This window comes from Amycolatopsis camponoti (assembly GCF_902497555.1).
Classification (GTDB): domain Bacteria; phylum Actinomycetota; class Actinomycetes; order Mycobacteriales; family Pseudonocardiaceae; genus Amycolatopsis; species Amycolatopsis camponoti.
Genome location: NZ_CABVGP010000001.1, coordinates 292,418 through 316,409 on the forward strand (window position 1 = coordinate 292,418; position 23,992 = coordinate 316,409).

The window sequence follows — 23,992 nt, forward strand, 5'->3', positions numbered from 1 at the left end:
GTTCAGCCGAACCGCCCCGCCGGGTCGTACTTCGCCTTGAGCTGCTTCAGCCGGGCGCGGTCCCCGGCGGGGAAGGCCGTCGCCAGTTCCCCGGCCGAGTGTTCGCCGTAGAGGAACGGCAGCAGCCGGCCCGTGGACCACGGCGCCAGCGCGTCGAACAGCTTCGCGTGCGCCCGGCGGATCGTCTCGACGTCGTCCTCGACGACCGACAGCGCCCGCACCACGAACTCCGCCTTCGAGTCCCAGCCGACGCCCTCGGCCGGACGGCGGGCCAGTTCGCCGCCGAGACGGTCGATGATCAGCACCGTCTCCGTGTCCGCGTGCTCGACAATCGACGCCAGCATCGCGTCGTTCAAAACCTCCACCGTCGCGTTCGTCCCGTGGTAGGGGTGCGGGTGCGGCGGGTCGCTGGCGATGGACCCCGAATCCGTGTACGGCAACCGCTTCAGCGTGTCCAGCAGCACCGGCGCGGCGGTCCGCAGCGGCTTGACGAGCTGGTCGCCGTCGTCGCCGAGGTAGGCGATCCGCACGTTGGCGACGTGCTTCCCGCGGATCGGCTCCGGCAGGAACGGCAGGTCGGGCAGCCCGACCACGGCAATCGACGTCGTCAGCTCGTCGGGCGCGGCCACCGCCCACGTCCGCCACGCGCGCAGCACCGCGGGCAGGTCCGCCGCGTCGAAGTACAGGCCGCCGCCGTACAGCTCGGTCACCTCGACGAGGCCGAACTCCAGCGCCGTCACGACGCCGAAGCCGGCGCGGCCGCCGAGCAGGGCCCAGAACAGGTCGTCCCCGGGCGTCACGGTGCGGAGGTCGCCGTCGGCGGTGACGACGTCGATCGCGCGCACGTGGTCGGCCGCGCGGCCGAACCGCCGCGCCATCAGGCCGAAGCCGCCGCTGAGCGTGTAACCGACGACGCCGACGTCCGGCGACGAGCCGCTCAGCGGAGCCAGCCCGTGCTGCGCGGCGGCCTCGATCACCGCGCCCCAGCGGACCCCGGCTTCGACTCGCGCGGTTTTGGCGCCCGCGTCGATCTCGATCCCGGTCAGCCGGCGGGTGCTGATCAGCAGGCCGTCAGTACCGGCGGTCAAGCCGTGTCCGGTGGCCTGGACGGCGACCGGCAACTCGTGCTCGGCGGCGTACTTCGTGGCGGCGACGACGTCGTCCGCGTTCTCGGGGGCGAAGACCACCGCGGGTTGCGTGGCCACGGACGTCTGGAACCCGGCGATCTCTTCGGCGTAACCGTCTTCGCCGGGTCGGAATGTCTGCATGTCTCCAGCCTCGGGCCGCGACGATCAGAAGTCCAGGATCTGGTTTGTCTGGTCGCTAGAATCAGTGCTTATGGAACTGCACCAGCTCGCGTACTTCGTCGCGGTCGCCGAGGAAGGCAACTTCACGCGCGCGGCGGAACGGCTGCACGTCGCCCAGCCCGGGGTGAGCGCGCAGGTCCGGCGGCTGGAGCGCGAGCTGGGGCAGGAGCTGCTGGACCGTTCGGGCCGCACGGTCCGGCTCACCGACGTCGGCGCCGCGGCTCTGCCCCACGCGCGGGCGGCGCTCGCGGCGGTGAAGGGGGTGCGCGAAGCCGTCGACGAGCTGGCCGGGCTGGTCCGCGGCCAGGTCGCGATCGGCGCGGTGACGTCGGCGGGGCCGGTCCGGCTGCCGGACTTGCTGGCGCGCTTCCACGAGCGCTACCCGGCGGTCGAGATCACGCTGTCCGAGGCCAACTCGGACACGATGCTGACGGCCCTGCGCGAAGGCCGGCTCGACCTGGCGGTGGTCGGGTTGTCGACGGATCCGCCACCCGGTATCGCGACGCAGGTGCTGGTCGACGAGCCGTTCGTGGCGGTGACCTCGGGCTTGCTGGCCGACCGTGCCGAGGTCGCGATCGCGGACCTGGCGGGGGTGCCGCTGATGGCGCTGCCGAAGGGGACGGGCCTGCGCACGGCACTGGACACGGCGTTCGTGAGAGAGGGGCTGACACCGCGGATCGCGTTCGAGGCGGCGGACCCGAACGTCCTGGTCCAGCTCGCGACGCGCGGGCTCGGGGTGGCGGTGGTGCCGGAGTCGCTGGCGCGGTACCACGAGGCGGAGCTGCGGGTGGTGACGATCGCGGGGCCGGGGTTGCGGGGGGTGCTGGCATTGGCGTGGCGCACGGACGGCCCGTTGAGCCCGGCGGCGCGGGCGCTGATCGCCTTCGCCCGAAGCAACTACCGCTCTTGACATCTCGTCAACAGCGTCGTTCCCTGGAGGACGTGACCGAAACCGCGCTCCAGGACGCTGTCGTCGGGGCTGGGCTGCTGGCCGGTACGGCGAACGTGATCATGCAGCTCTCCCGCGCGCCCGTCGGGTATGGCGTGGTCGAAAGCAGCGTCGACAGCGGCAACCTCTTCCGGCACCCGGTGAAGCGGACGCGGACCACCCTCACCTATCTCGCCGTCGCCACCATGGGGACCGACGCCGAGCGGGCCGCGTACCGGCGCGGCGTCAACGAGGCCCACGCGCAGGTGCACTCGAAGGCCGGCAGCCCCGTCGCCTACAACGCCTTCGACACCGATCTCCAGCTGTGGGTCGCGGCCTGCCTCTACAAGGGCTTCGAAGACGTCCACCTCGCGTTCGTCGGCGGCGAACCGGGCAGCTTCTACCGCGACGCCGCCAAGCTCGGCACCACGCTGCAGGTCCAGCCCGGGATGTGGCCGCCCGACCGCGCGGCCTTCGAGGACTACTGGGCCGCCGGGCTCGCCGAGGTCAGCGTCGACGACACCGTCCGCCGCTACCTCACCGACCTCGTCGACCTGCGGTTCCTGCACCCGGTCGTCGCCGTGCCGGGGCGCCGGTTCCACCGGTTCGTCACCACCGGCTTCCTCCCGCCGCGCTTCCGCGACGAGATGCGCCTGCCCTGGACCGACAGCGACCAGCGCCGGTTCGACGCGCTCCTCGCCGCGCTCGGCCGGGTCACCCGCGTGCTGCCCGCCGCGGTCCGGCGGTTCCCCTTCAACCTCTGCCTCTGGGACCTCCGCCGCCGGCTGCGCACCGGGCGTCCGCTGGTCTGAGGTTCCCCCGTTAGAGTGGCGGCTCGGCACAGCCACCCGAGGGGACTCCATGACGGCGATCGAGACCGACGTCGCGTCCGAAGAGGGCACCCGGCGCGCACCGCTGATCGTGGTGTCCGCGGTCCTCGTGGCCGTCTTCCTCGTCGGCGCCTGGGCCGCCTGGTTCCTCACCATCGACGACGCGTTCATCAGCTTCCGCTACTCGGCGAACCTCGCGGCCGGGCACGGCCCGGTGTGGAACGTCGACGGGCCGCGCGTCGAGGGCTTCACGAACTTCGCCTGGGTCGTCTGGTCGGGGCTCGGCGCCTGGCTGGGGCTGGCGCTGCCGCTGTTCGCCAAGGTGACGTCGCTGCTGCTCGGCCTGGCCACGCTGTACCTGCTGATCCGCGAAGGCCACCGCCGCGCCGGGCTCACCGGTGTCCTGGTCGGCGCCGGCGCGTACGTCGTGTTCCTGCCGACGTACTTCCACATCACCGCCGGGCTCGAAACGGCCGCGTTCGCCGCGGTGCTGCTGCGCGTCGTCGTGCTCGGGCTGCGCGTGCTCGCGAACGAGCCGGTGCGGACGTGGGAGCCGCCGGCGCTGCTGCTCCTGCTCGGCATGCTGCGCCCGGAAGGCGTGCTGGCCGCGCTTCCGGTATTCGTCGTGTGGTTCGTGCGCGAACGCGGTTCGAAGCGCTGGGTGTGGACCCTCGGCGCGGTCGTCGTCGGCGCCGCGTACTTCGTGTGGCGCTGGCGCTTCTACGGCCAGCTGCTCCCGAACACCTTCTACGTCAAGTTCGGCAACCTCGACTCCGGCTGGATCTGGACGAAGCACACGACCGTGCTGCTCCTCCCGCTCCTGCTGCTGACGCTTTCGCTGGTGTTCCGCAAGGCGACGCGGGCGGTGGGCGGGCTCCTGGTGGCCACCGTCGCGGTCACGTACCTGACGTACGCGGTGTCCGGCCCGACCATGGACTACCTCGACCGCTTCGCCGACCACGCGTTCCCCGTCCTCTGCCTGGGCACCGGGATCGCGGTGGGGACGCTGGCCCAGCGGGTCGTCGGTGCCGTGCTCGGGCTGGTGGCCGTCGGCTGGTCGGCCGTCGCCGGCGTCAGCTCGCCCGAGCTGGGACTGATCGCCAACTACGGACCGGACCTGCAGCGCGCGCACGTCGCGATCGGCAAGGGCCTGGCCGAGGCCGACGTCCCGGGGCCGGCGCGCAGCGTCGCCGTCACCGATGCCGGGGCGATCCCGTACTACAGCGGCTGGACCTCGATCGACTACATCGGCCTCAACGACCCGGAGATCGCGCACGGCGCCGACCCGACGGAAGTGGTGATGCGACGGCGGCCGACGGTGCTCGTCGTGACGTCCGTGGGACCGCAGCCGGTGGGCAAGCGCTACGGCTTCGACGCGGCCCGGGCGACCGCCGGCTACGAGCAGGTCGCCTCCGTCGAGATGCGGGCCGGGTACTGGCAGGACATCTTCGTCCTGCCGCAGTACGCGGGGACGGTCGGCGAGCACGTCCGGCAGCGCGCCGACGCCGCCCGGCAGGTCAACGACCCGAACCGGCCCGAGGCGACCGTCGGCCGCTGGCTCGACCGGCTCCGCGGCCAGCTGCCCTTCTGAGAGTTGACCGCGTCCCGCGGGGGCGCAAGGGTGGGCCGATGAGCAGCGACGAGGTTCGCCACGGCGTCAAGCTGAGCAGTCTCGACCAGGAGGTCTTCCCCGGCGCCGGGGTGACCAAGCGGGAGTGGCTCGACTACCTCGAAGCCGTCGCCGATCCGATGCTCCCCGAACTGCGGGACCGGCTGCTGACCGTGCTGCGGGTCTTGCGCGGCCAGGGGCCGTTCATGCAGAAGAACCTGCCGAAGTACACGCCGGACTGGGTCGAGCGGGTCAGCGTGTGGGCCGAGACGTCCAAACGGGACGTCTCCTACGCGCTGTGCAACGACCTCCGCACGCTGATCTGGTTCGGCAACCAGCGGGCGATCGAGTTCCACACGTCCCTCTACCGCGGCGACCCGAGCCACGGCCCGACGCACCTGATCCTCGACCTGGACCCGCCGGAGGACGGGGCGTTCTCCCTGGCCATCGGGGCCGCCGGGCTGGTACGCGAGGCGCTGCGCAACGACGGGCTCGACGGCGCCGTGAAGACGAGCGGCTCCAAGGGCGTCCACGTCTTCGTGCCGCTCGCGCCGGGGCAGTCGACCGAGGACATCGCGGCCGCCACCCGGGCCGTCGCGGCTCGTGCCGAGCGCATCGACCCGTCGCTGGGGACGACCGAGTTCGTCAAGGACCGCCGTGCGGGCAAGGTGTTCCTGGATTCCACCCGGGCGGGCGGCGCGACGGTGGTGTCGGTGTACAGCCCCCGCCACCGCCCGGGCGCACCGGTGTCGTTCCCCGTGCGCTGGGCCGATCTCGACGGGGTCGAGCCGGGGGACTTCACCGTGCACACCGCGCCGGGGTTGCTGGGTGCCGGGCCCGACGCCTGGACCGAGGAGATGCCCGAGCCGTTCGTGCTGCCGGAGGACCTGGTGGCGGAGGGGCACACGATCCCGATCGCCCGGGTGGTGGCGATGCACGAGGGCAAGCGCCGGGCCCGGGCCGCTCGCGAGTCCGGCTAAGCCGCCTGGTTGTGCCCGCGCCAGACCGCGCCGTGCGGGCGGCGCAGCGTCGTGCGGGTGATCTCCACGATCCGGCCCGGCTCCGACGGCGCCACGCGGTGACGGGCCAGCCATACGGTGTCGCGGCCGAACGACCACACCAGCGCCCCCAGAGCCGCCACCACCAGTGCGAACGTCACCCCGGACGCGAAGACTCCGGAAACCGCGACCACCAGCACCACGCCCTGCACCGCGGCCACCGTCTTCCGGGCCATGCTCGGGTACAGCGGCGCCGTCAACCACGGCAACGCCCACGACGCGGCCACGAACGCGTACCGCATCAGGCCGATCGCCAGCACCCACAGCCCCAAGGTCCGGGACACCTGGATGCACAGCAGGAGGATCAGGAACGCGTCGACCTCCATGTCGAACCGCGCGCCGAACTCCGACGCCGTGCCCGTGCGGCGGGCGACCTGGCCGTCGAAGCCGTCCATCGCCAGCGCGACCGCGACGATCCCGACGAGCCACCACAGCTGGTGGCCGCCGGCCGCGATCAGCTCGGCCGCGCAGCCCACCAGGACCGCGCGGGCGAACGTGATCCAGTCCGCCGGGCCGAACGCGCCACGGCCGCTGCGCCGCAGGCCCCAGCCCGTCAGCAACACCAGCGCCAAGCCGTACGCGAGCCCGGTCGCCACGGCGAGGACACCGCTCGCGAAGGCCCCGGCGGCGAGCACCGACATCGGGGCCACCGAGCGTAGGAGAACCTCGTTCTTGATCATCTTTTACTCCGCGAATCGGCACGGCTGCTCATAAGGTGGCGGCGACACCAGCCTCCGGTCGCCTGCAAGGGAGAACACGTGGAACAGGCTTTCTGGGTTCAAAGCCCCGGCGAAGGCGCCCTCCGCCCGGTGACCCTGCGTGAGCCGGAACCCGGCGAAGTCCTCGTCCGCACGCTCTTCTCCGGCGTCTCCCGCGGCACCGAAACCCTGGTCTTCCGCGGCGGCGTCCCGGCGAACCAGCACGACGTCATGCGCGCGCCGTTCCAGGAGGGCGAGTTCCCCGGCCCGGTCAAGTACGGCTACCTCAACGTCGGTGTCGTCGAGCGGGGTCCGGACGACCTCGAGGGCAAGACGGTCTTCTGCCTCTACCCGCACCAGACCGCGTACGTCGTCCCCGCGAGCGCCGTGACGCCGGTGCCGGACGCCGTTCCGCCCGGCCGCGCGATCCTCGCCGGGACCGTCGAGACCGCGGTCAACGCCGTCTGGGACGCGCAGCCGAAGCTCGGCGACCGGATCGCGGTGATCGGCGCCGGCATGGTCGGCTGCAGCGTCGCCAAGCTGCTGCAGGGCTTCCCGGCCACGCGCGTGCAGCTGATCGACGTCGACCCTTCGCGGGCCGGGATCGCCGACGCCCTCGGGGTCGACTTCTCGACGCCGGAAGCCGCGAAAGACGGCTGTGACCTGGTCGTGCACGCGAGCGCGTCCGAAGCGGGGCTCGCGAAGGCGCTGGAGCTTCTCGCGCCGGAAGGGACGGTCGTCGAGCTGTCCTGGTACGGCGACCGCCGGGTGAGCGTGCCGCTCGGGGAGAACTTCCATTCGCGACGTCTGACGATCCGCAGCAGCCAGGTCGGGACGGTCGCGCGGCCCGACCGGGACTACGCCCAGCGGCTCGGCCTCGCCCTCGAGCTGCTCGCCGATCCGGCCTTCGAAGCACTGGTCAGCGGCGAGTGCGTGTTTGAAGATCTTCCGTCCGTGTTACCCAGGTTGGCCACGAATGAACTTTCCGCCCTCTGCCTCCGTGTCATGTATCAGCCGCAGTGACCACGTCCACCCGAACGCATCGGAGGTCTTGGTGTTCAGCATCACCGTCCGTGACCACGTGATGGTCGCCCACAGCTTCCGCGGAGAAGTCTTCGGACCCGCGCAACGCCTGCACGGCGCGACCTTCGTGGTGGATGCGACCTTCCGCCGCGCCGAGCTCGACGAGGACAACATCGTCGTCGACATCGGCAAGGCCACGGAAGAGCTCGGGGCGGTGCTGAGCGACCTGAACTACCGCAACCTCGACGACGAGCCGGAGTTCAAGGGCATCAACACCTCCACCGAGTTCCTCGCGAAGGTCGTCGCCGACCGCCTCGCCGACGCCGTCCACGCCGGACGCCTCGGCGAAGGCGCGCGCGGCCTCGAAGGCATCGCCGTCTCGCTGAAGGAATCGCACGTCGCCTGGGCGAGTTACGAGCGTGCGCTGTGAACAGCCTCTACGTGATCCTCCCCGGGGACGTCGACGACGCGTCCGTCCCGAGTGGAGGCAACACCTACGACCGCCGGATGTGCGACCGGCTCGCCGACGCCGGCCTCGACGTCCACGAGATCGCCGTCTCCGGCTCCTGGCCGCGCCCGGACACCGAGGCCCGCGCGGTCCTCGGTCACCTGCTCTCCGCGCTGCCCACCGGGTCCGCGGTGCTGCTCGACGGGCTGGTCGCCTGTGGCGTGCCCGAGGTCGTCGTCCCGCAGGCGCGCCGGCTGTCGCTCTCGGTGCTGGTGCACCTGCCGCTGGCCGACGAGACCGGCCTGCCGCCCGCGCTGGCCGCCGAGCTCGACGCCCTCGAGCGCGAAACGCTGCGGGCCGCGAGCTCGGTCGTCGCGACCAGCGAGTGGGCCGCGCGCCGGCTGGTGAGCCACCACGGTCTCGCCCCGCACCGCGTGCACGCCGTGCCGCCCGGCGTCGACCCGGCACCGCCGGCCATCGGCACCGACGGCATGTCCCGCCTGGTCTGCGTGGCCAACGTGACCCCGCGCAAGGGCCAGGGCGTGCTCGCCCAGGCCCTGGAAACCGTCGCCGACCTGCGCTGGACCTGCGAATGCGTCGGCGGGATCCGGCGCGAGACGAAGTACGTCGAGCGGCTGCGCGAGCACCGGCTCGGCGCCCGCTTCACCCTCACCGGCCCCCGCACCGGCGCGGCGCTGGCCGCGACCTACCACTCCGCCGACCTGCTCGTGCTGCCCTCGCGCGGCGAGACGTTCGGCATGGTCGTCACCGAGGCCCTCGCCCGGGGCGTGCCGGTGCTGACCACCGACGTCGACGCGCTGCCCGACACCGTCGGCGTCGCGCCGGACGGCTCGGTGCCCGGGATGCTCGTGCCCGGCGACGACGTCGAAGCGCTCGGCGCCGCCCTGCGCCGCTGGCTCACCGAGCCGGAGCTGCGGACGCGGCTGCGCGCCTCGGCGAAGCTGCGCCGCGAGACCCTGACCGGCTGGGACGCCACCGCCCGCCGGATCGCCGAAGTCCTGCAGCGGCAGGAGGCGGCGGCATGAGTGAGCTTGCGAGCGAATCAGTCAGCACTGCGCGTAGCGGCAGCGTAGCGGCCGCGTTCGCCCCGGACTGGCTGTACCTGCGGGAACCCGCCGACGCCGCGGCCCGCGCCACCGAACTCGTCGACGAGCTGCGTGACCACCTGCCGGACGGCGGCTTGGTCATCCGCGACCTCGGCTGCGGCACCGGCTCGCTCGGCCGCTGGCTGGCCGCGCGCCTGCCCGGCCCCCAGCGCTGGATCCTGCACGACGAGGACGCCGACCTGCTCACCCGCGCCCGCACCTCCCTGCCGTCCACCGCGCTGGCCGGCAGCCCCGTCGACGTCGTCACCGAGCAGCAGGACGTCACCGCGCTGCGCGCCGCCGACCTCGCCGGGACGTCGCTGGTCACCGCGTCCGCCCTGCTCGATCTGCTGACCGAAGCCGAGGTCACGGCGCTGGCCAGGGCGATCGTCGAGGCGGGCTGTGCGGCGCTGCTGATGCTTTCGGTCACCGGCCGGGTGGAACTGTCGCCCGCCGACCCGCTCGACGCCGCCCTCTCGTCCTCCTTCAACGCCCACCAGCGCCGGCTCACCGGCGGCCGGCGGCTGCTCGGCCCCACCGCGGTGGACGTCGCGGCGACCGCGTTCGGCCGGCTCGGCGCCACGGTCGTGCGCGCCGAGAGCGCCTGGCGGCTCGGGCCCGACCAAGCCGAACTACAGCGGCAGTGGCTCGAGGGGTGGGTCGGCGCCGCCGTCGAGCAGCTGCCGGAGCTGCGCCCCGCCGCCGACGTCTACCTGCAGCGCCGGCTCGAGATGGCCGAGGCCGGCGAGCTGCACGCGGTGATCCACCACGGCGACCTGCTGGTCCTGCCGCCGAGCCTGGAGGTGGCGGCGTGAAACGCGCACTGGCCTGGCTGCGGATCTTCGGCGCTTTCGCCATCCTCGGCGTCCTCGTCTGGCAGCTCGGCAGCGACGCCTTCCTCGACGGCCTCGGCCGGATCAACCCGCCCGGCGTGCTCGCCGCCCTGGTCATCGGCTTCGCGACGACGTTGTTCAGCGCCGGTCGCTGGCAGATCGTCGCCACCCGGCTCGGCCTGCGGCTTTCCCTGCGGACCGCGGTCGCCGACTACTACCGCGCGCTGTTCCTCAACGGCGTGCTGCCCGCGGGCGTCCTCGGCGACGTCCACCGCGCGGTGCAGCACGGCCGCGACTCCGGCGACGTGCCGCGCGGCGTGCGCGCCGTCGTCCTGGAGCGCACCGCCGGCCAGCTCGTGCTGATCGCGTCCGCGGTCGCCGTCGTGCTGGTGTCGCCGGACGTCGTGCCCGGCGCGTTCCGCGAGGTCGTGACGATCACCGGGGTGGTCGTCGTGCTGGCCGCGGTCGCCGCGATCGTCGCCGGGCGCGTGTTCGGCGGACGCTGGATCCACAGCCCGTCGAAGGTCCGGCGTGGCTTCGCCGTCACGCTCGCCGACCTGCGGCTCGGCCTGTTCACCCGGGAGACCTGGCCCGGCGTGGGCTTCCTGTCGGTCGCGACGCTGGCCGGGCACCTGGCGCTGTTCGTCGTCGCCGCCCGCGTCGCCGGCGTGGGCGCGCCGGTCGGGCAGCTCGTGCCGCTGATGATCCTCGCGCTGCTCGCGATGGGTCTCCCGCTCAACGTCGGCGGCTTCGGCCCGCGCGAGGGCGTCTGCGCCCTGCTCTTCGGCGCGGCCGGTCTGGGCGCCGCCCAAGGTGTCACCGTCGCTGTGGTCTACGGCGTGCTCACGCTCGTCGCGAGCCTGCCCGGCGCCGGTGTCCTGCTCGTCCGGAGCGTCGCCGGGTTCCGCGTGACCCGCGCTCCGCACACCGGTGTCGCGCTCGCCCCGCGCATGGCGGCCGGCACCGGGATCGAATCGGAAGTGGGGTTCAAGTCATGACCGCGAGCGACGTCAGTGATCTTGCGGGGGGTCTGCCGCACCGGCCCGTGGTCGAGCGGGTCGTCGACACCCGGCTGCCGACCCGGCACGGGACCTTCCGCGCGGTCGGCTACCTCGACCGCGCCGGGACCGAGCAGGTCGCGCTGGTCCACGGCGAGATCAGCGAGCTGGGCACGCTGACCCGCGTGCACAGCGAATGCCTGACCGGCGACGTCCTCGCCTCGACGCACTGCGAATGCGGCGAGCAGCTGGCGGCGGCGCTGGACCGGATCGTCGAAGAGGGCTCGGGCGTGCTGGTCTACGTCCGGGGCCACGAGGGCCGCGGCATCGGCCTGCTCGCGAAGCTCAAGGCGATGCGGCTGCAGGACGAGGGTCTCGACACGGTCGACGCGAACGTGGCGCTCGGCCTGCCGGTCGACGCCCGCGACTACCACGCGGCGGCGGGCATCCTGCAGGACCTGGGGGTCCGGTCGGTGCGGCTGCTGTCGAACAACCCGAGCAAGGTCGAACAGCTCACGCGCTACGGAATCCGGATCAGCGAGCAGGTTCCGCTGCTGGTTCCGCCGAATCCCGAGAGCCTGCGGTACTTGCGGACCAAGGCGGAACGGATGGACCACCTGCTCCCGCACCTGGGCCAGGCGTTCTCAGGCGCCTAGCACCTCGAGCACGCCGGCGAAGCGCTGGACCAGCGTGTCCAGCACGACGTGGCCCTTCGCGGCGGTCGCCAGCGAAGGACGGCCGACCACCCCCGACTCCGTGTAGGGCCGCAGGCCCAGCGTCAGCAGGTGCTCCCGGTCGGTGACGTGGTCGGCCGTCTCGTGGCCGGGCCGCACGAGGTGCGGGTGCGCGTGCAGCAGGATCGAGGTCTCCAGCTCGCCGGCGTGCATGTCGTCGTCCAGCGACGTCCGGAGGCCGGCCGCGGTGTGCGCGGCCTGCCAGTCCGCGACGCCGGGGAACAACGCCATCGCACCGGCGGCCTCTTGGACCACATTGGACAGTACGTAGTTGCCGCCGTGCCCGTTGACCAGGACGAGCCGCCCGACCCCGGACGCCTTCAGTGACGCGGCGACATCGGTGATCACCGCGTGCAACGTTCGCGCGGAGATGCTCACCGTGCCGGTCCACGCCGCGTGCTCGTGCGAGCACGAGATCGTGATCGGCGGCAGGTGGAGCACGGGGTAGGCGCCGGCGACGGCCTTCGCGAGGGTCGCCGCGATGACCGTGTCGGTCGCCAGGGGCAGGTGCGCGCCGTGCTGCTCGAAGCTGCCGACCGGCAGCACCGCGACCGCCGCGCCCCGCTGCTGCTCGTCGGCCGTGGTCGAGAGCGGGAAGAGATCGGTCACGGGTACGTCCCTTCACTAGGTTGGAAGTCATGAGCGAGCATGCCGCACTACTCGACGTCGCGCGCGAAGCCGTGGCGAAGGCGACGGAGATCGTCCGGTCGCGCCCGACTTTTTCCGTTTCCGCGAAAGGTGATCGCGACCTGGTGACCGACGTCGACACGGCGGTCGAGGACGCGCTGCGGGAGTTCCTCACGGCCGAGACGCCGGAGATCGGCGTCCTGGGCGAGGAGCGCGGCCGCAGCGGCGACGGCAGCGGCCGCTGGTGGGCGCTCGACCCGATCGACGGCACCGCGAACTTCGCCCGCGGAATTCCGCTCTGCGGGATTTCCCTGGCCCTGGTGGACGGCGAGCACAGCACGGTCGCCGCGATCGCCCTGCCGTACCTCGGTGTCACGTACACCGCTTCGCGCGGCGAAGGTGCTTTCGCGAACGGAGAGCGCGTCGGCGCGTCCGTCGCGACGGAAATGTCGGACGCCATGATCGCCGTCGGTGACTTCGCGATCGGCCGTCTGGCGGAACAGAAGAACGCGACGCGCCTGCGGCTGCTGTCCGACCTCGGCGCGCGGGCGCAGAAGATCCGGATGCTCGGCACTGCGGCGATCGACCTCGCCTGGGTGGCGGACGGAAAGCTCGACGCCGCACTGATCCTGTCCAACAACCCGTGGGACACCATGGCCGGTGTGCTGCTCGTGCGCGAGGCCGGCGGGGCCGTCGTGGACCGCGACGGCAGCGAGCACACGGTCGGTTCGTCGTCGACGATCGCCGTCGGTGCCGGTCTGCGCAAAGAGATTCTGGACGCACTTGATCGGGCGTACGGGGTTGTTCGTTAGGATTCCGGGTACCCCGTGGGCAGCGCCACAGCGCGCGATTGCGCTGTCCGTCCGAGGTTTTCGGTTACGTTGGTACCGGCCGGCGGATGATCCTGGCATGCTGGCCGGATCTCGCAGGCACGTACGGAGAATGGTGGATGCTCGTGGAAAGTCGCCGGATCCGCGATCGGTACCGGCTGCTCGAGCCGATCGGCGGCGGGGCGATGGGCACGGTGTGGCGGGCCCAGGACGAAATGCTCGGCCGCACCGTGGCGATCAAGGAACTCCTGCTGCCGCACGACCACGACGAGCACCGCACCGAAGAGGCGAAGAACCGCGCGATGCGCGAGGCGCGGATCGCCGCCCGGCTGCAGCATTCCCACGCGATCACGGTGTTCGCCGTCCTCGAGGAAGAGGACCGGCCGTGGTTGATCATGGAGTACCTGCCGTCGAAGAGCTTCGCCGTGCTGATCGGCGAGGAACCGGCCTCGGTCGACGACGCCATCCGCGTCGGCGCGCAGATCAGCTCGGCGCTGGCCGGCGCGCACCGCGCCGGGATCGTGCACCGCGACGTGAAGCCGGCCAACATCCTGGTCTCCGACGACGGCACGGCGAAGATCACCGACTTCGGCATCTCCCGCGCGATCGGTGACGTCAAGCTGACGGCGACCGGCGAGATCGCCGGCACGCCCGCGTACCTCGCGCCCGAGGTGGCCCGCGGCGAGGACGCGGACTTCGCCGCCGACGTCTTCTCGCTCGGCGCCACGCTCTACGCCGCCGTAGAGGGCCAGCCGCCGTACGGCACGGCGGACAACCCGATCGCCTTGCTCTACAAGGCCTCCAGCGGGGAGATCGAGCCGCCCACCAAGGCGGAGCGGCTGACCCCGCTGCTGCTGCGGATGCTCGCGACCGATCCGGCCGAGCGGCCGTCGATGGACGAGGTGGAGCAGGAGCTGCGAGCGCTGCTGACGGACGCGGAGCCGGGCGAGTCGGTCCTCGCGGCGACGGTCCCCGAGGCCGAGGTCGCCGACGTGCCGGCCGCGGTGCCGACCGTCCCGGCCACCGTCGCCGTACCGCCGGCCGGCGAAGTCGCCACCGTGTCGCCGGGCGCGCGCAAGGGCATGATCGCGGTCGGGGCGGGCGCGGCGCTGCTGTGCGTCGCGGTCGTCGTCGCGATCCTGCTGGTCGTGCGGCAGAAAGCGCCGACGGACACCGCGGCCCCGCCGCCCGCGACGCAGCCGTCGACCTCGGCGTCCGTGACACCTCCGCCATCGGCGTCACCTTCGCCGTCGCCTTCCCCGACCCCGTCGACCACGGCGCCCTCCACTTCGACGCCGGTCTCGCCGGTGTCCTCGACGACGAGCGCCGCGGACGCGCTCTCGGCCTACTACCGGCTGTTGCCCGGCAACCTGCCGGCGGCGTGGAACCTCCTGACGGACAACTTCAAGGCTTCCCGGCACCAGACGTACGACACGTACAAGAGCTTCTGGAGCCGGTACAAGTCGGTGAACGCGACCAACGTGAAGGAAGCCGGCCCCGGCAGGGTGACCGCGACCGTCCTTTACGACGGTGGCAAGGCCGAGACCGACACCTTCACGATGGTCCAGGTGAAGGGCGTTTGGATGATTGACTCCCAAGGCTGAACCGTCTCGCCTCCGGCCGCGTGTGACAGATGAGCCGTCATCGTCGTCGACCGCGCCGGAGGTAGCCGTGTCCCGTCCCACCGTCCTGCCCCGGCCCGCGCGATGAGGCCCGCCGACCCGATGGTGTTCATCCTCCCGGCCGCACCGCCGGGGAGCGACACGTACGACAAGCGCATGTGCCAGAACCTGCCCGCCGTCGGGCAGCCGGTGCTGGAGCTGCCGATGGCCGGCGACTGGCCCGAGCCCGACGCGACGTCCCGGCGTCGCCTGGCCAGATCCCTGGCCGCCCTGCCGGACCGGACGGTGGTGCTGCTCGACGGCGTGATCGCGTCGGGCGTGCCCGAGATCGTCGTGCCGCACGCGCGCCGGCTGCGGCTGGCCGTGCTGGTGCACCAGGCCCTGGCCGACGAGCCCGGCCTCGACCCGTCACACGCGGCGGAGCTGGACGCGTGCGAGCGCGAGACGCTGCGGATGGCCGGGATGGTCGTCGCGACGAGCCCGTGGCTCGCCCGCCTGCTGATCGACCGCCACGACCTGGACCCGGGCCGCGTCTACGTGGCCAAGCCGGGCACGGACGCGGCGCCGCTCGCCGCGGGCGCGGACGGCGTCTCCCGGCTGTTGTGCGTCGGCGACGTCAGCCGCCGCAACGGCCAGGACCTGCTGGTCCAGGCCCTCGGCGAGGTGGATCACCTCGCGCTGTCCTGCGTCATGGCCGGCTCGCTGGAGGCCGACCGGGGTTACGTCGACGAGCTCGGCTGGTCCATCGAACGGCTCGGCCTCGGCGGCCGCATAACGTTGGCGGGCGACGCGGTCGACCTCAACGCGGCGTACAACGCGGCGGATTTGCTGGTGATCCCGGCCCGCGCGGCGACGTCCGGCATGTTCGTAGCGCAGGCACTGGCCCGCGGCATCCCGGTACTGGCCACCGAGGTCGGCGGGGTGTACGACGCACTGGGCGTGGATGCCGACGGCGAGATGCCGGGGTTGCTGGTGCCACCGAACGACCCGTTCGCGCTGGCGGACGCGCTGCACCGCTGGTACGCGGACCCGGAGCTGCGCCGGTCTTTGAGAACGGCGGCACTGGGCCGGGGAAGCGCACTGGAGGAGTGGGAGTCCGCGGCCCGGCGTCTGACGCAGGCGCTGTCGAAGTTGGCTTCCGAGCCCCGCATCGTCGCCTGACCGCGCTCCGCCGAAAGACGTCGAAGGCCCCCTCGCCGGCAACTTGAGCCGGCAAGGGGGCCTTCGCACCGCTCAGACCAGGGTGAGCGCGTAGATCTCGACCCGCGGATCGTTCGGCAGGCTCACCGACTGCAGCGTCTTCCCGCTGTCCAAGGTCGCCGATACCCCGAACAGCCGGACCGGCGGCCCGTCGACTCCGCTGCCCGCCTTGATGCGGTGCGGCATGTCGAGCACGACCGATGACCCCGAGCCCGCCCAGTCGGCGAACGTCACGGCGAGGTCGGCGCTCGTGCCGTCGGTGTAGTGCGCCGTCAGGGTTGTCGACACCGGGCCGTTGTGCGACGACCCGACGAGCCGCAGCGCGCCGTGCTGACCCGCCGGGAGCAGCAGTGACTGCCCACGGGCTTCCACGAAGTTGGGCGAAGTCCCCGAAGCGTTCGGAGCCGCGTACGTCACGCCGTCCCAGGTCACCGGGCCGGCCGCGGGCAGCAGCGAAGCGTCGTAGCTCCAGCCGCCGCCGTCGAAGTTGCCCTCCGTGGACGCCTCGACCGTCGCCGTGCCGTCGTGGTTGTAGTCGCGGCCCAGGTCGACCGCGCACTGCGAACCCGGCGAAGCACACGCCGACGGCGTCCGGACCTCGACCGTCGCCGACCGGGACACGCTGTTCGCGCCCAGCCCGGACACCTTGACCTGCACCGCGTACGTCCCGGGCGCGGTCCCCGCCGGGACGGTCACCGTGATCGGCACCGTCTTCTGCACCGGCAGCCGTCCCGACCAGATCAGGTCGACCGGCTGGACCTTCGTCTTCCACCCGGCCGGCCCGGTGACGGAGACGGTCACCGGCTGCAGGGCCGGGTTCTGCGCGAGGACGTCCAGGTCGAGGTGCACCTGCTGCGCCGTCCCCGCCGGGATCACCACGGACGACTGCCGCAGCGACGCGTCGACGTGCCGCCGCAGGTCACCGACGGCGTTGTTCACCGACGGCGGCTCGGCACTGGCGGATGTCCCCCACGAGGAAGGCTTCGACCCGAGCTTGTGGTTCAAGACGCCACCGTGCGCCAGGGAAGACCAATCGAGGGACGTCTGCCGGACGTCCCGGCCGTTGAGCGACACGCTCTGGACGTACCGGTTCGCGTCGGAAGCCCCCGGCGCGTTCACGGTCAGCGTGCCACCCTGCGACCGGCCGTACTGTCCGATCCGGACGGTCGCCGACTCGAACTGCGGGCTCGACACCGCGAGGAAGTTCGCGCCGCTCATCGTCGGGTACAGCCCGAGCGAGGAGAAGACGTACCACGCGGACATCGTGCCGAGGTCGTCGTTGCCGGTCATGCCGTCCGGGCCGGTGGTGAACAGCGTCATCGCCGCGCGGACGACGGTCGCGGTCTTCGCCGGCGCGCCGACCCAGTTGTACATGTACGGCGCGAGCAGGTCGGGCTCGTTGTTCGGGTTGTACGTCGGCTTGCCGTAGTAGTCGTACGGACTGGCGATCCAGTCGTTGCGCGCGGTGCCCGCCGGATCCCGCAAAAGCTTGTCGTAGGCGAAGAACGAGTCGAGCCGCTTCTGCGTCGCGGGCTTGCCGCCCATCAGCGAGACGAGCCCGGCCGGGTCCTGCGGCACGAGCCACTGGTACTGGTACGCGCCGCCTTCGTGGAACTGGTGGTCGGCGTCGACCGGGTTGTACGGCGTGAGGAACGTGCCCTCGGTGGTGCGCGGGCGGAACTGCTGCGTGGTCGAGTCCCACAAATTGCGGTACCACTGGCCGCGGTCGGCGAACATCCGTGCGTCGGCCTGGTGGTTCAGGCCTTTCGCCATCAGCGCGAGCGCCGCGTCGGCCGCCGAGTACTCCATGGTCGCGGACGCCGGGTGCTCGCAGTCGTTGTCGCCGCCCTTGGCCGCGCAGTCCTTGCCCAGCTCCAAGCCGCTCGGGATGTACCCGCGGTCGTTGTAGTAGTCGACGCCGGAACGCCCGTTGTACGGCGAGTCGGCGGGCGGCGTGCTCGTCGCGTTCTTCTTGAGCAGCGCGTACGCCTCTTCTTCGTGCCCGGCGAGCAGGCCTTTCGACCACGCTTCGACGAGGAACGGCGTCACCGGGTCGCCGGTCATGATGTTGGTTTCGCTCTCGGCCAGCGCCCAGCGCGGCAGCCACCCGCCGTCCCGGCCGATGGCCACGACCGACAGCGCGACGTCCCGCGCGACCTGCGGTTCGAGCATTTCGAGCAGCTGGTTCTGCGGCCGGTAGGTGTCCCAGAGCGAGAAGTTCTGGTACGGCGTGTACCCGCTCGCGGTGTGCACCTTGCCGTCGAAGCCGGTGTACGCGCCGTCGGTGTCGCCGGCCAGGTTCGGGTGCAGCTGCGCGTGGTAGAGCGCGGTGTAGAACGCCGTCTGCCGTTCGGTCGTGCCGCCGCCGATCTTGATGGCGCCGAGCCGGTCGGCCCACTGCTGGTGCAGCGCGGTCTTCGTGGCGTCGAAGTCGAAGTTCGAAGTCTCCGCCGCCAGGTTCTTCCGCGCGCCGTCGAGCCCGGTGTAGGACAGGCCGACCTTGAGCACGACGTCGTGGTCGGTGCTCGCGTCGAAGCTGGCCCAGGCGCCGTTGCCGCCGGTGCCCGCGGCGTCGCGGCTGCCCGGCGTGCGCGTCGAGTCGCGCCAGGTGCCGTACGAGCTGAAGGGCCGGTCGAAGGTGGCGGTGAAGTAGACGGTGTGCTCGTCGTGGCCGGCGCAGAACCCGCCGGCGCGGACGCGGCCTTCGAGGGTGCGGTCGCCGACGACGTGGATCTCGGAGTCCTTCACCGACTGGTTGGCCTGGCCGGTGTTGAACAGGACGTTCGCCTGCCCGGTCGAGGGGAAGGTGTAGCGCTGCCAGCCGGTGCGCGCGGTCGCGGTCAGCTCGGCGTTCACGCCGTACTTCTTGAGGCCGACGCGGTAGTAGCCGGGCTCGGCGTGCTCGTCGTCGTGGCTGTACTCGGACCTGTACGCGTTCTTGTCAACGTTGTCGACGGCGCCGGTGGTGGGCATGATCGGCAGCTCGCCCATCACGCCGCAGCCGACGCCGGACAGGTGCGTCTGGCTGAAGCCGTAGATCGCGTTCTGCAGGTAGTCGTAGCCGCCCTGACCGCCGGTGTCCGGGCTGACCTGCACCATTCCGAACGGCGCGCTCGCGCCGGGGAACGTGTTGCCGAAGTTCTGCGTGCCGACGAAGGGGTTGACCAGGCTCACCGGATCCGCGCTCGGCGGGGCGGCTTCCGCCACGGCCGGCGCCAGCCCGGTGACGACCACCCCCACGGCCACCGCGGCGGCCAGCCGTCTGCTCTGCGACCACATGGGCGCACCTCTCAGGAGATGACAACGTTGTCAGAACCGGACCTTTGGTCAGGCCCGTCGTTCGGTCAGCAGCTTTCCACCTCGATGGGCGTTTGAGAAGACCTCAACCGGCCGCTTCGCGCAGTAACCGGACGGCGTCACCGACAGCGTTGTCGGCCAGGTTGCCGTAGCCGAGGACGAGCGCGGGCTCGCCGGGAGCCTCACGGTAGTCGTCGAGATCGGCCACCTTCACGCCCTTGGCGCGCGCCCTCTTCGTCACTTCGGCCGCGTCCCGGTCCAGGTGCAGGAGGAGGTGCAGCCCGGCCGCCACCCCGGAAAGCCGCCCGGGCCCGAGCGCCTCGACGAGCCGGTCGCGCCGGGCGCGGTACCGCAGCCGCGCGGCCCGGAGGTGCCGGTCGTAGCCGCCGCTGTCGACGAACCCGGCGAGCGCGAGCTGGTCGACCACCGGCGGCGCGTGTCCCGGAAGAGTCCATTGTGGAGGGAGCGCGACCCAGCCGAGGCCGAGCGCGGGGCTGAGCGTCTTGCTGACCGAACCGAAGAGCGCGACCCGCCCCGGATCGGTGCCCTGCACCGTGCCGACGGGCCGCCGGTCGTAGCGGAACTCGGCGTCGTAATCGTCTTCGAGGATCAGGCCGTCGACCTCCCGCGCCCAGGCGAGGAGTTCGGCGCGCCGCCGGGGCGAGAGGACGCTGCCGGTGGGGAACTGGTGCGCCGGCGTGACGAGCACGGCCCGCGTCCCGCGCGGGATCCGTCCGACGTCGACGCCCTCGTCGTCGACCGGCACCGGATCGATCGCCATCCCGGTCGCCGCGGCGGCGCGCCGGAGTCGTGTCCAACCGGGATCTTCGACGGCCAGCCGCGTGACGCCGTTCGCCTGAAGGGCACGGCAGACGCGGGTCACGCCGTCGGTGACGCCCCCGCAGATCACGACGTCGTCGGTTTCGGCGCCGCGGACCCGCCGCAGATAGCCGGCGAGGGTCTTGCGGAGCCGGGGATGACCGTCTCGGTCGGGGAGTCCGAAGTCGGTGTGCGGCACGGTCGCGAGCACCCCGCGCACGGCGTCCGCCCAGCGTTGCCGCGGGAAGTGCCGCAGGTCGGGGAGTCCGGGCGCGAGGTCGTACCGCGGTGGCGCCGGCAGGGCCGGCGGCTTGGCCGTGACGGCGTCCCCGACCCGCCGCACGCGAGTGGCCGAGCCGGCGCGCCCGTCGAGATAGCCCTCGGCGACGAGCTGGGCGTAGGCCTGCGTGACGACCCACCGCGAGCACCCGAGGTCGGCCGCGAGCTGCCGGCTCGGCGGGACGGAGACGCCGTCGTCGAGACCGCGGATCGCCCGGCGCAGGGCGCGCGCGAGCTGTTCGTGCTTCGGCCCCGGACCGCTCAGGTCCAGCAGAACGCCCCAATTGGTCTGTGATCCGGCCACACCATTGGACTGTAGTACCGGACCGATTCGGTCGTAGGTTCGTCGCATGAAGAAGGTGGAACTGGGCCGGACCGGCCAGTGGGTGAGCCAGGTGTCGCTGGGCTGCATGACGATGGGCACGTCGACGGACGAGCCGACATCGGCCCGCATCCTGGACGCGTACCTCGACGCGGGCGGCGACTTCCTGGACACGGCGAACTGCTACGCGTGGTGGGCGGGCCCGTCGTGCGCCGGCGGCGAAAGCGAAGCCCTCCTCGGCCGCCTCTTGAAGGGGCGCCGCGACCGGGTTTTCCTGGCGACGAAAGTCTCGGCGCAGCCCACGGACCTCCCCGCGGCCCGCGCTGCCGTCCGTGCGGACGGCACGACGGACTGGGAGGCGCGAGAGCGCACCTACGAAGGCGCGAGCGCCGCGGTGATCCGGCGCGAGGTGGAGGAAAGCCTGCGGCGCTTGGGAACCGACCACATCGACCTCTACTACGTCCACGTCGACCTCCGCCGCGAACCACTGGAGGAGACGCTGTCCGCATTGGACGGTCTGGTCCGGTCGGGCAAGATCCGCTACACGGGCTGGAGCAACGTCCGGACGTGGCGCCTGGACCGCATCCGGTCCCTGGCGCTGGCCAACGGCTGGGCGCCCCCGGTGGCGGTGCAGGTCCAGCACTCGTACCTGCGCCCGAGCGGCCCGGACGTCCCCTCGATCGCGGGCGGCGAGCTGCTGGACTGGCTGTCGCTGCACCCGGACGTCTCGCTGGCCGCGTATTCGTCGCTGCTGCGCGGAATCTACGACGACGCGGCCTACCGCGAGTCGACGCAGATCTGGCGTGCGTATGCGGGCCCGGCCTCGGAAACGCGGCTGGCGGCGGTGGCGAAGGTGGCTTCGGCGCTGGGCGCGTCCGGCAACCAGGTGGCGTTGGCGTGGTTGCTCCACCGGGGCGTGCTCCCGCTGATCGGCCCGCGGACCTGGGAACACTACGAGTCGATCGCGCCGGCGTTCACCTTGGCGCTGCCGGACGAGCACCTGTCCCTGTTGGACAACGCGTGATCAGTCCAGCAGCCGCTGTTCCTTGGCCACCGCGACCGCGCCGGCCCGGGTGTCGACGCCGAGCTTGCCGTAGATCCGGCCCAGGTGGGTCTTGACCGTCGCCTCGCTGATGAACAGCGCGCGGGCGATCTCCTTGTTGCCCAGCCCCTGGGCCAGCTGGCGGAGGATGTCGCCTTCGCGGTCGGTCAGCGTGGGCCGCGGGGCGCGCAGCTGGGCCATCATCCGGTCGGCGACCGGCGGGGACACCGCGGTGCGCCCGGCCGCGGCCGCCTCGATCGCCGCGTACAGCTCGTTGGCGGACCCGGCTTTGAGGAGGTACCCGGTGGCGCCGGCGGCGATGGCCCGGCTGATGTCGGCGTCGGTGTCGTAGGTCGTCAGTACCAGGATCCGGGGCGCGCTGGGGGTGCTCCGGATCCGCCGCGTCGCCTCGATCCCGTCGATCCCGGCACCGAGCTGGATGTCCATGAGGACGACGTCGGGGTGCGTGGCGGCGGCGGTCGCGACGGCTTCCTCGCCGCTCGCCGCCTCCCCGATGACCTCGATGCCGTCCGCACCCGCCAGCAGGGCGCGCAGGCCGGCGCGCACGACGGCGTGATCGTCGCAGACCAGCACGCGAATGGTCATCGAACGGTCTCCCAGGGGATCGCGGCCGAAATCACCGTGCCCTGGCCGGGCGCGGACTCCACGGTCAGCCTGCCACCGAGCTGCTGAGCCCGGACGCGCATGGCCGGCAGCCCGTGGCCCCGCTCGCCCTCGGGCGCGGATTCGAGGAAACCGCGCCCGTCGTCGGCGACGTCGAGGACGACCTGGTCGTCGAGGTAGGTGAGGGTGAGGACGACGCGGCCGGCGTCGGCGTGTTCGCGCGCGTTGGCCAGCGCGCCCTGGGCGATCCGGACCACAGTGGACTGGACGCGCTCGGGCAGCGGCCGCTCGGCGCCGTCGATGCGGACGTCGACGGGCAGCCCGGCCCGGCCGGCCACCGCGCGCAGCGCTTCTTCGAGCGTGGCGTCGACGAGATCGGCGGGAGCGAGGTCCTGGACGAGCCGGCGTGCCTCCGACAGGTTGCCCGCGCCGATGCGCTGGGCAGCACGCACGTGTTCGCGCGCGAGATCGGGCTGGTCCCAGGCCAGGTCGGCGGCCTGCAGCAGCATCGCCTGGCTGGACAAGCCCTGCGCGAGCGCGTCGTGGAGCTCCCGGGACACGCGGTGCCGCTCGGCCAGCACGCCGGCGCGTCGCTCGGACTCGCGCAGCCGCTCGGCCTGGCGTCGCATGTAGGTGATGACCGCGGCGGTGACCGCCGCGATGGCGATCGGCACGATGGTCAGGTTCGGGTCGAAGCCGTCGGCCAGCCGGTTCTGCGAGACGACCACCAGCACCGTGATCACGGTGACCAGGGCGAGGGCCTGCCCGGTCGGCAGCGTGCGCAGGCCGGTGACGAACAGCGGGATGGCCGACCAGGCGAAGCTGGGGGCGAGCACCACCAGCACGACCCAGAGCGCGAGGACCACGGTCAGCCAGAGCAAGCTGCTCGGCCGGAAGACCAGGCCCGCGCCGTACGCGAGGACCAGCGCGGCGGTGAACGCGATCACCCAGGGGGTCAGCGGGTTGCCGTCGTGGCGCGTCAGGAAGCGGACCGCCGAGGCGAGCACCAGCAGGAAGAACGCCGAGTGCATGACCACGGCGAGCCACCTCGTGTCGGCGTCGGCTCCGGTCATGCCGTCCATGCTGGCTCCTTCCTCGTCCGAGACCAGCCTCAGCCCGGCGGAAGGGCCGCGCATCAGCCGATCGGATGACCCGGTTGTCGGCCGGGACGACGACCGGATCGTGCCCGCGGCGGGGTGAAGCTGGAGTCATCGCACTTCCGGAACCCGAGGAGCAGACCATGATCTCGACCCGCACCCGCATCGCCGCCGCTGTCGCCGGGCTCGCCGCCGTCGGTGCCACGACCGTCGGCGCTGTGTCCGCCACCGCGGCCCCGGCCGCGCCCAAGGGCGTCATCCAGACGTCGCACCTGTCGATCGCCGCCGCTTCGAAGGCCGCCCAGGCCGCTTTGGACGCCGCGGGCAAGGCCGGTCAGCACGTGTCGGTCGCCGTCGTGGACCGCGACGGCAACACCATCCTGACCCTGCGCGGCGACGGCGCCGGCCCGCAGTCCTACAGCTCCGCCCAGGAAAAGGCGTTCACTGCGGTGTCGTGGAACGCGAAGACGTCCGAACTGGTCGGCCGCCTGCAGCAGACCCCGACGCTGAAGGACATCGACGGCACCTTGTTCCTGGCCGGCGCGGTCCCGGTGACCGCGGGCTCCGTCCCGATCGCCGCGGTGGGTGTCGCCGGGGCGCCGTCCGGTGCGCAGGACGAGGCGTTCGCGCAGGCCGGTGTGGACGCGCTGGGCAAGTAGCG

General features: G+C 72.3%; 22 protein-coding genes. 15 read left to right on the plus strand and 7 right to left on the minus strand.

Annotation, left to right across the window (positions count from 1 at the left end; genetic code table 11):
* Positions 1 to 2: 2 nt before the first annotated feature.
* Complete coding sequence (locus AA23TX_RS01450; protein WP_155540800.1) at positions 3 to 1,268, minus strand: FAD-binding oxidoreductase; 1,266 nt, start codon at positions 1,266 to 1,268, stop codon at positions 3 to 5.
* 70 nt (positions 1,269 to 1,338) lie between these two features.
* Here AA23TX_RS01450 and AA23TX_RS01455 point away from each other — a divergent pair, with 70 nt between their 5' ends.
* The 4 genes from AA23TX_RS01455 to AA23TX_RS01470 are packed head-to-tail and all read left to right on the plus strand — an operon-like array spanning position 1,339 to position 5,654.
* Positions 1,339 to 2,217, plus strand: a complete 879-nt coding sequence (locus AA23TX_RS01455) for a LysR family transcriptional regulator (RefSeq protein WP_155540801.1) — start codon at positions 1,339 to 1,341, stop codon at positions 2,215 to 2,217.
* A 32-nt stretch (positions 2,218 to 2,249) separates the two neighbouring features.
* Positions 2,250 to 3,047: an oxygenase MpaB family protein gene (locus AA23TX_RS01460; RefSeq protein ID WP_155540802.1), complete on the plus strand. Its 798-nt coding sequence runs from the start codon at positions 2,250 to 2,252 to the stop codon at positions 3,045 to 3,047.
* 49 nt (positions 3,048 to 3,096) lie between these two features.
* Entirely contained in the window at positions 3,097 to 4,656 is a 1,560-nt protein-coding gene (locus tag AA23TX_RS01465) for a DUF8728 domain-containing protein (RefSeq protein ID WP_230862296.1), read from the plus strand.
* Positions 4,657 to 4,694: 38 nt separating this feature from the next.
* Entirely contained in the window at positions 4,695 to 5,654 is a 960-nt protein-coding gene (locus tag AA23TX_RS01470) for a DNA polymerase domain-containing protein (protein ID WP_155540803.1), read from the plus strand.
* Here AA23TX_RS01470 and AA23TX_RS01475 read toward each other — a convergent pair.
* Positions 5,651 to 6,412, minus strand: a complete 762-nt coding sequence (locus AA23TX_RS01475) for a CDP-alcohol phosphatidyltransferase family protein (RefSeq protein ID WP_155540804.1) — start codon at positions 6,410 to 6,412, stop codon at positions 5,651 to 5,653. The two genes, AA23TX_RS01470 and AA23TX_RS01475, sit on opposite strands and share 4 nt — an antisense overlap.
* 78 nt (positions 6,413 to 6,490) lie before the next feature.
* Between AA23TX_RS01475 and AA23TX_RS01480 the strand changes: the two genes are divergently transcribed.
* The 6 genes from AA23TX_RS01480 to ribA are packed head-to-tail and all read left to right on the plus strand — an operon-like array spanning position 6,491 to position 11,494.
* Positions 6,491 to 7,453: a zinc-dependent alcohol dehydrogenase gene (locus tag AA23TX_RS01480; protein ID WP_155540805.1), complete on the plus strand. Its 963-nt coding sequence runs from the start codon at positions 6,491 to 6,493 to the stop codon at positions 7,451 to 7,453.
* Positions 7,454 to 7,484: 31 nt separating this feature from the next.
* On the plus strand, positions 7,485 to 7,883 hold the full coding sequence (locus AA23TX_RS01485) for a 6-pyruvoyl trahydropterin synthase family protein (protein WP_155540806.1): 399 nt from the start codon (positions 7,485 to 7,487) through the stop codon (positions 7,881 to 7,883).
* Positions 7,880 to 8,947, plus strand: a complete 1,068-nt coding sequence (locus tag AA23TX_RS01490) for a glycosyltransferase family 4 protein (protein ID WP_155540807.1) — start codon at positions 7,880 to 7,882, stop codon at positions 8,945 to 8,947. Before AA23TX_RS01485 ends, AA23TX_RS01490 begins: the two co-directional genes overlap by 4 nt.
* Positions 8,944 to 9,822, plus strand: coding sequence for a methyltransferase domain-containing protein (locus tag AA23TX_RS01495; RefSeq protein ID WP_155540808.1), 879 nt, complete (start codon positions 8,944 to 8,946; stop codon positions 9,820 to 9,822). The genes AA23TX_RS01490 and AA23TX_RS01495 overlap by 4 nt, the downstream gene beginning before the upstream one ends.
* Positions 9,819 to 10,838 carry a lysylphosphatidylglycerol synthase transmembrane domain-containing protein gene (locus tag AA23TX_RS01500; protein WP_155540809.1) on the plus strand — a complete coding sequence of 340 codons (1,020 nt, stop codon included), beginning with the start codon at positions 9,819 to 9,821 and terminating at the stop codon, positions 10,836 to 10,838. Before AA23TX_RS01495 ends, AA23TX_RS01500 begins: the two co-directional genes overlap by 4 nt.
* Positions 10,835 to 11,494, plus strand: coding sequence for a GTP cyclohydrolase II (gene ribA, locus AA23TX_RS01505; RefSeq protein WP_196425144.1), 660 nt, complete (start codon positions 10,835 to 10,837; stop codon positions 11,492 to 11,494). The genes AA23TX_RS01500 and ribA overlap by 4 nt, the downstream gene beginning before the upstream one ends.
* On the opposite strand, the gene AA23TX_RS01510 is transcribed toward ribA, so the two are convergent.
* On the minus strand, positions 11,483 to 12,181 hold the full coding sequence (locus tag AA23TX_RS01510; RefSeq protein ID WP_155540810.1) for a creatininase family protein: 699 nt from the start codon (positions 12,179 to 12,181) through the stop codon (positions 11,483 to 11,485). The two genes, ribA and AA23TX_RS01510, sit on opposite strands and share 12 nt — an antisense overlap.
* 29 nt (positions 12,182 to 12,210) lie before the next feature.
* On the opposite strand from AA23TX_RS01510, the gene AA23TX_RS01515 reads away from it, so the two are divergent.
* The 3 genes from AA23TX_RS01515 (at position 12,211) to AA23TX_RS01525 (ending at position 15,812) form a co-directional block, all read left to right on the plus strand.
* Positions 12,211 to 13,011, plus strand: coding sequence for an inositol monophosphatase family protein (locus tag AA23TX_RS01515; RefSeq protein ID WP_155540811.1), 801 nt, complete (start codon positions 12,211 to 12,213; stop codon positions 13,009 to 13,011).
* A 137-nt stretch (positions 13,012 to 13,148) separates the two neighbouring features.
* Positions 13,149 to 14,633, plus strand: a complete 1,485-nt coding sequence (locus AA23TX_RS01520; protein ID WP_155540812.1) for a serine/threonine-protein kinase — start codon at positions 13,149 to 13,151, stop codon at positions 14,631 to 14,633.
* A 120-nt stretch (positions 14,634 to 14,753) separates the two neighbouring features.
* On the plus strand, positions 14,754 to 15,812 hold the full coding sequence (locus tag AA23TX_RS01525) for a glycosyltransferase (protein WP_155540813.1): 1,059 nt from the start codon (positions 14,754 to 14,756) through the stop codon (positions 15,810 to 15,812).
* A 72-nt stretch (positions 15,813 to 15,884) separates the two neighbouring features.
* Here AA23TX_RS01525 and AA23TX_RS01530 read toward each other — a convergent pair whose 3' ends face one another.
* Positions 15,885 to 19,130, minus strand: coding sequence for a GH92 family glycosyl hydrolase (locus tag AA23TX_RS01530; RefSeq protein WP_155540814.1), 3,246 nt, complete (start codon positions 19,128 to 19,130; stop codon positions 15,885 to 15,887).
* Between the two features lie 103 nt (positions 19,131 to 19,233).
* Positions 19,234 to 20,550: a MocR-like pyridoxine biosynthesis transcription factor PdxR gene (pdxR, locus tag AA23TX_RS01535; protein WP_230862297.1), complete on the minus strand. Its 1,317-nt coding sequence runs from the start codon at positions 20,548 to 20,550 to the stop codon at positions 19,234 to 19,236.
* A gap of 46 nt (positions 20,551 to 20,596) precedes the next feature.
* Between pdxR and AA23TX_RS01540 the strand changes: the two genes are divergently transcribed.
* A complete protein-coding gene (locus tag AA23TX_RS01540; protein ID WP_155540816.1) occupies positions 20,597 to 21,592 on the plus strand; it encodes an aldo/keto reductase in 996 nt (331 codons plus the stop codon).
* Here AA23TX_RS01540 and AA23TX_RS01545 read toward each other — a convergent pair whose 3' ends face one another.
* Positions 21,593 to 22,216, minus strand: coding sequence for a response regulator (locus AA23TX_RS01545; RefSeq protein WP_155540817.1), 624 nt, complete (start codon positions 22,214 to 22,216; stop codon positions 21,593 to 21,595).
* Positions 22,213 to 23,316, minus strand: a complete 1,104-nt coding sequence (locus AA23TX_RS01550; RefSeq protein WP_230862298.1) for a sensor histidine kinase — start codon at positions 23,314 to 23,316, stop codon at positions 22,213 to 22,215. Before AA23TX_RS01550 ends, AA23TX_RS01545 begins: the two co-directional genes overlap by 4 nt.
* A 158-nt stretch (positions 23,317 to 23,474) precedes the next feature.
* On the opposite strand from AA23TX_RS01550, the gene AA23TX_RS01555 reads away from it, so the two are divergent.
* The gene (locus AA23TX_RS01555; RefSeq protein WP_155540819.1) at positions 23,475 to 23,990 is read left to right on the plus strand and encodes a GlcG/HbpS family heme-binding protein; all 516 of its coding nucleotides are present in this window, start codon (positions 23,475 to 23,477) and stop codon (positions 23,988 to 23,990) included.
* Positions 23,991 to 23,992 lie beyond the last annotated feature (2 nt).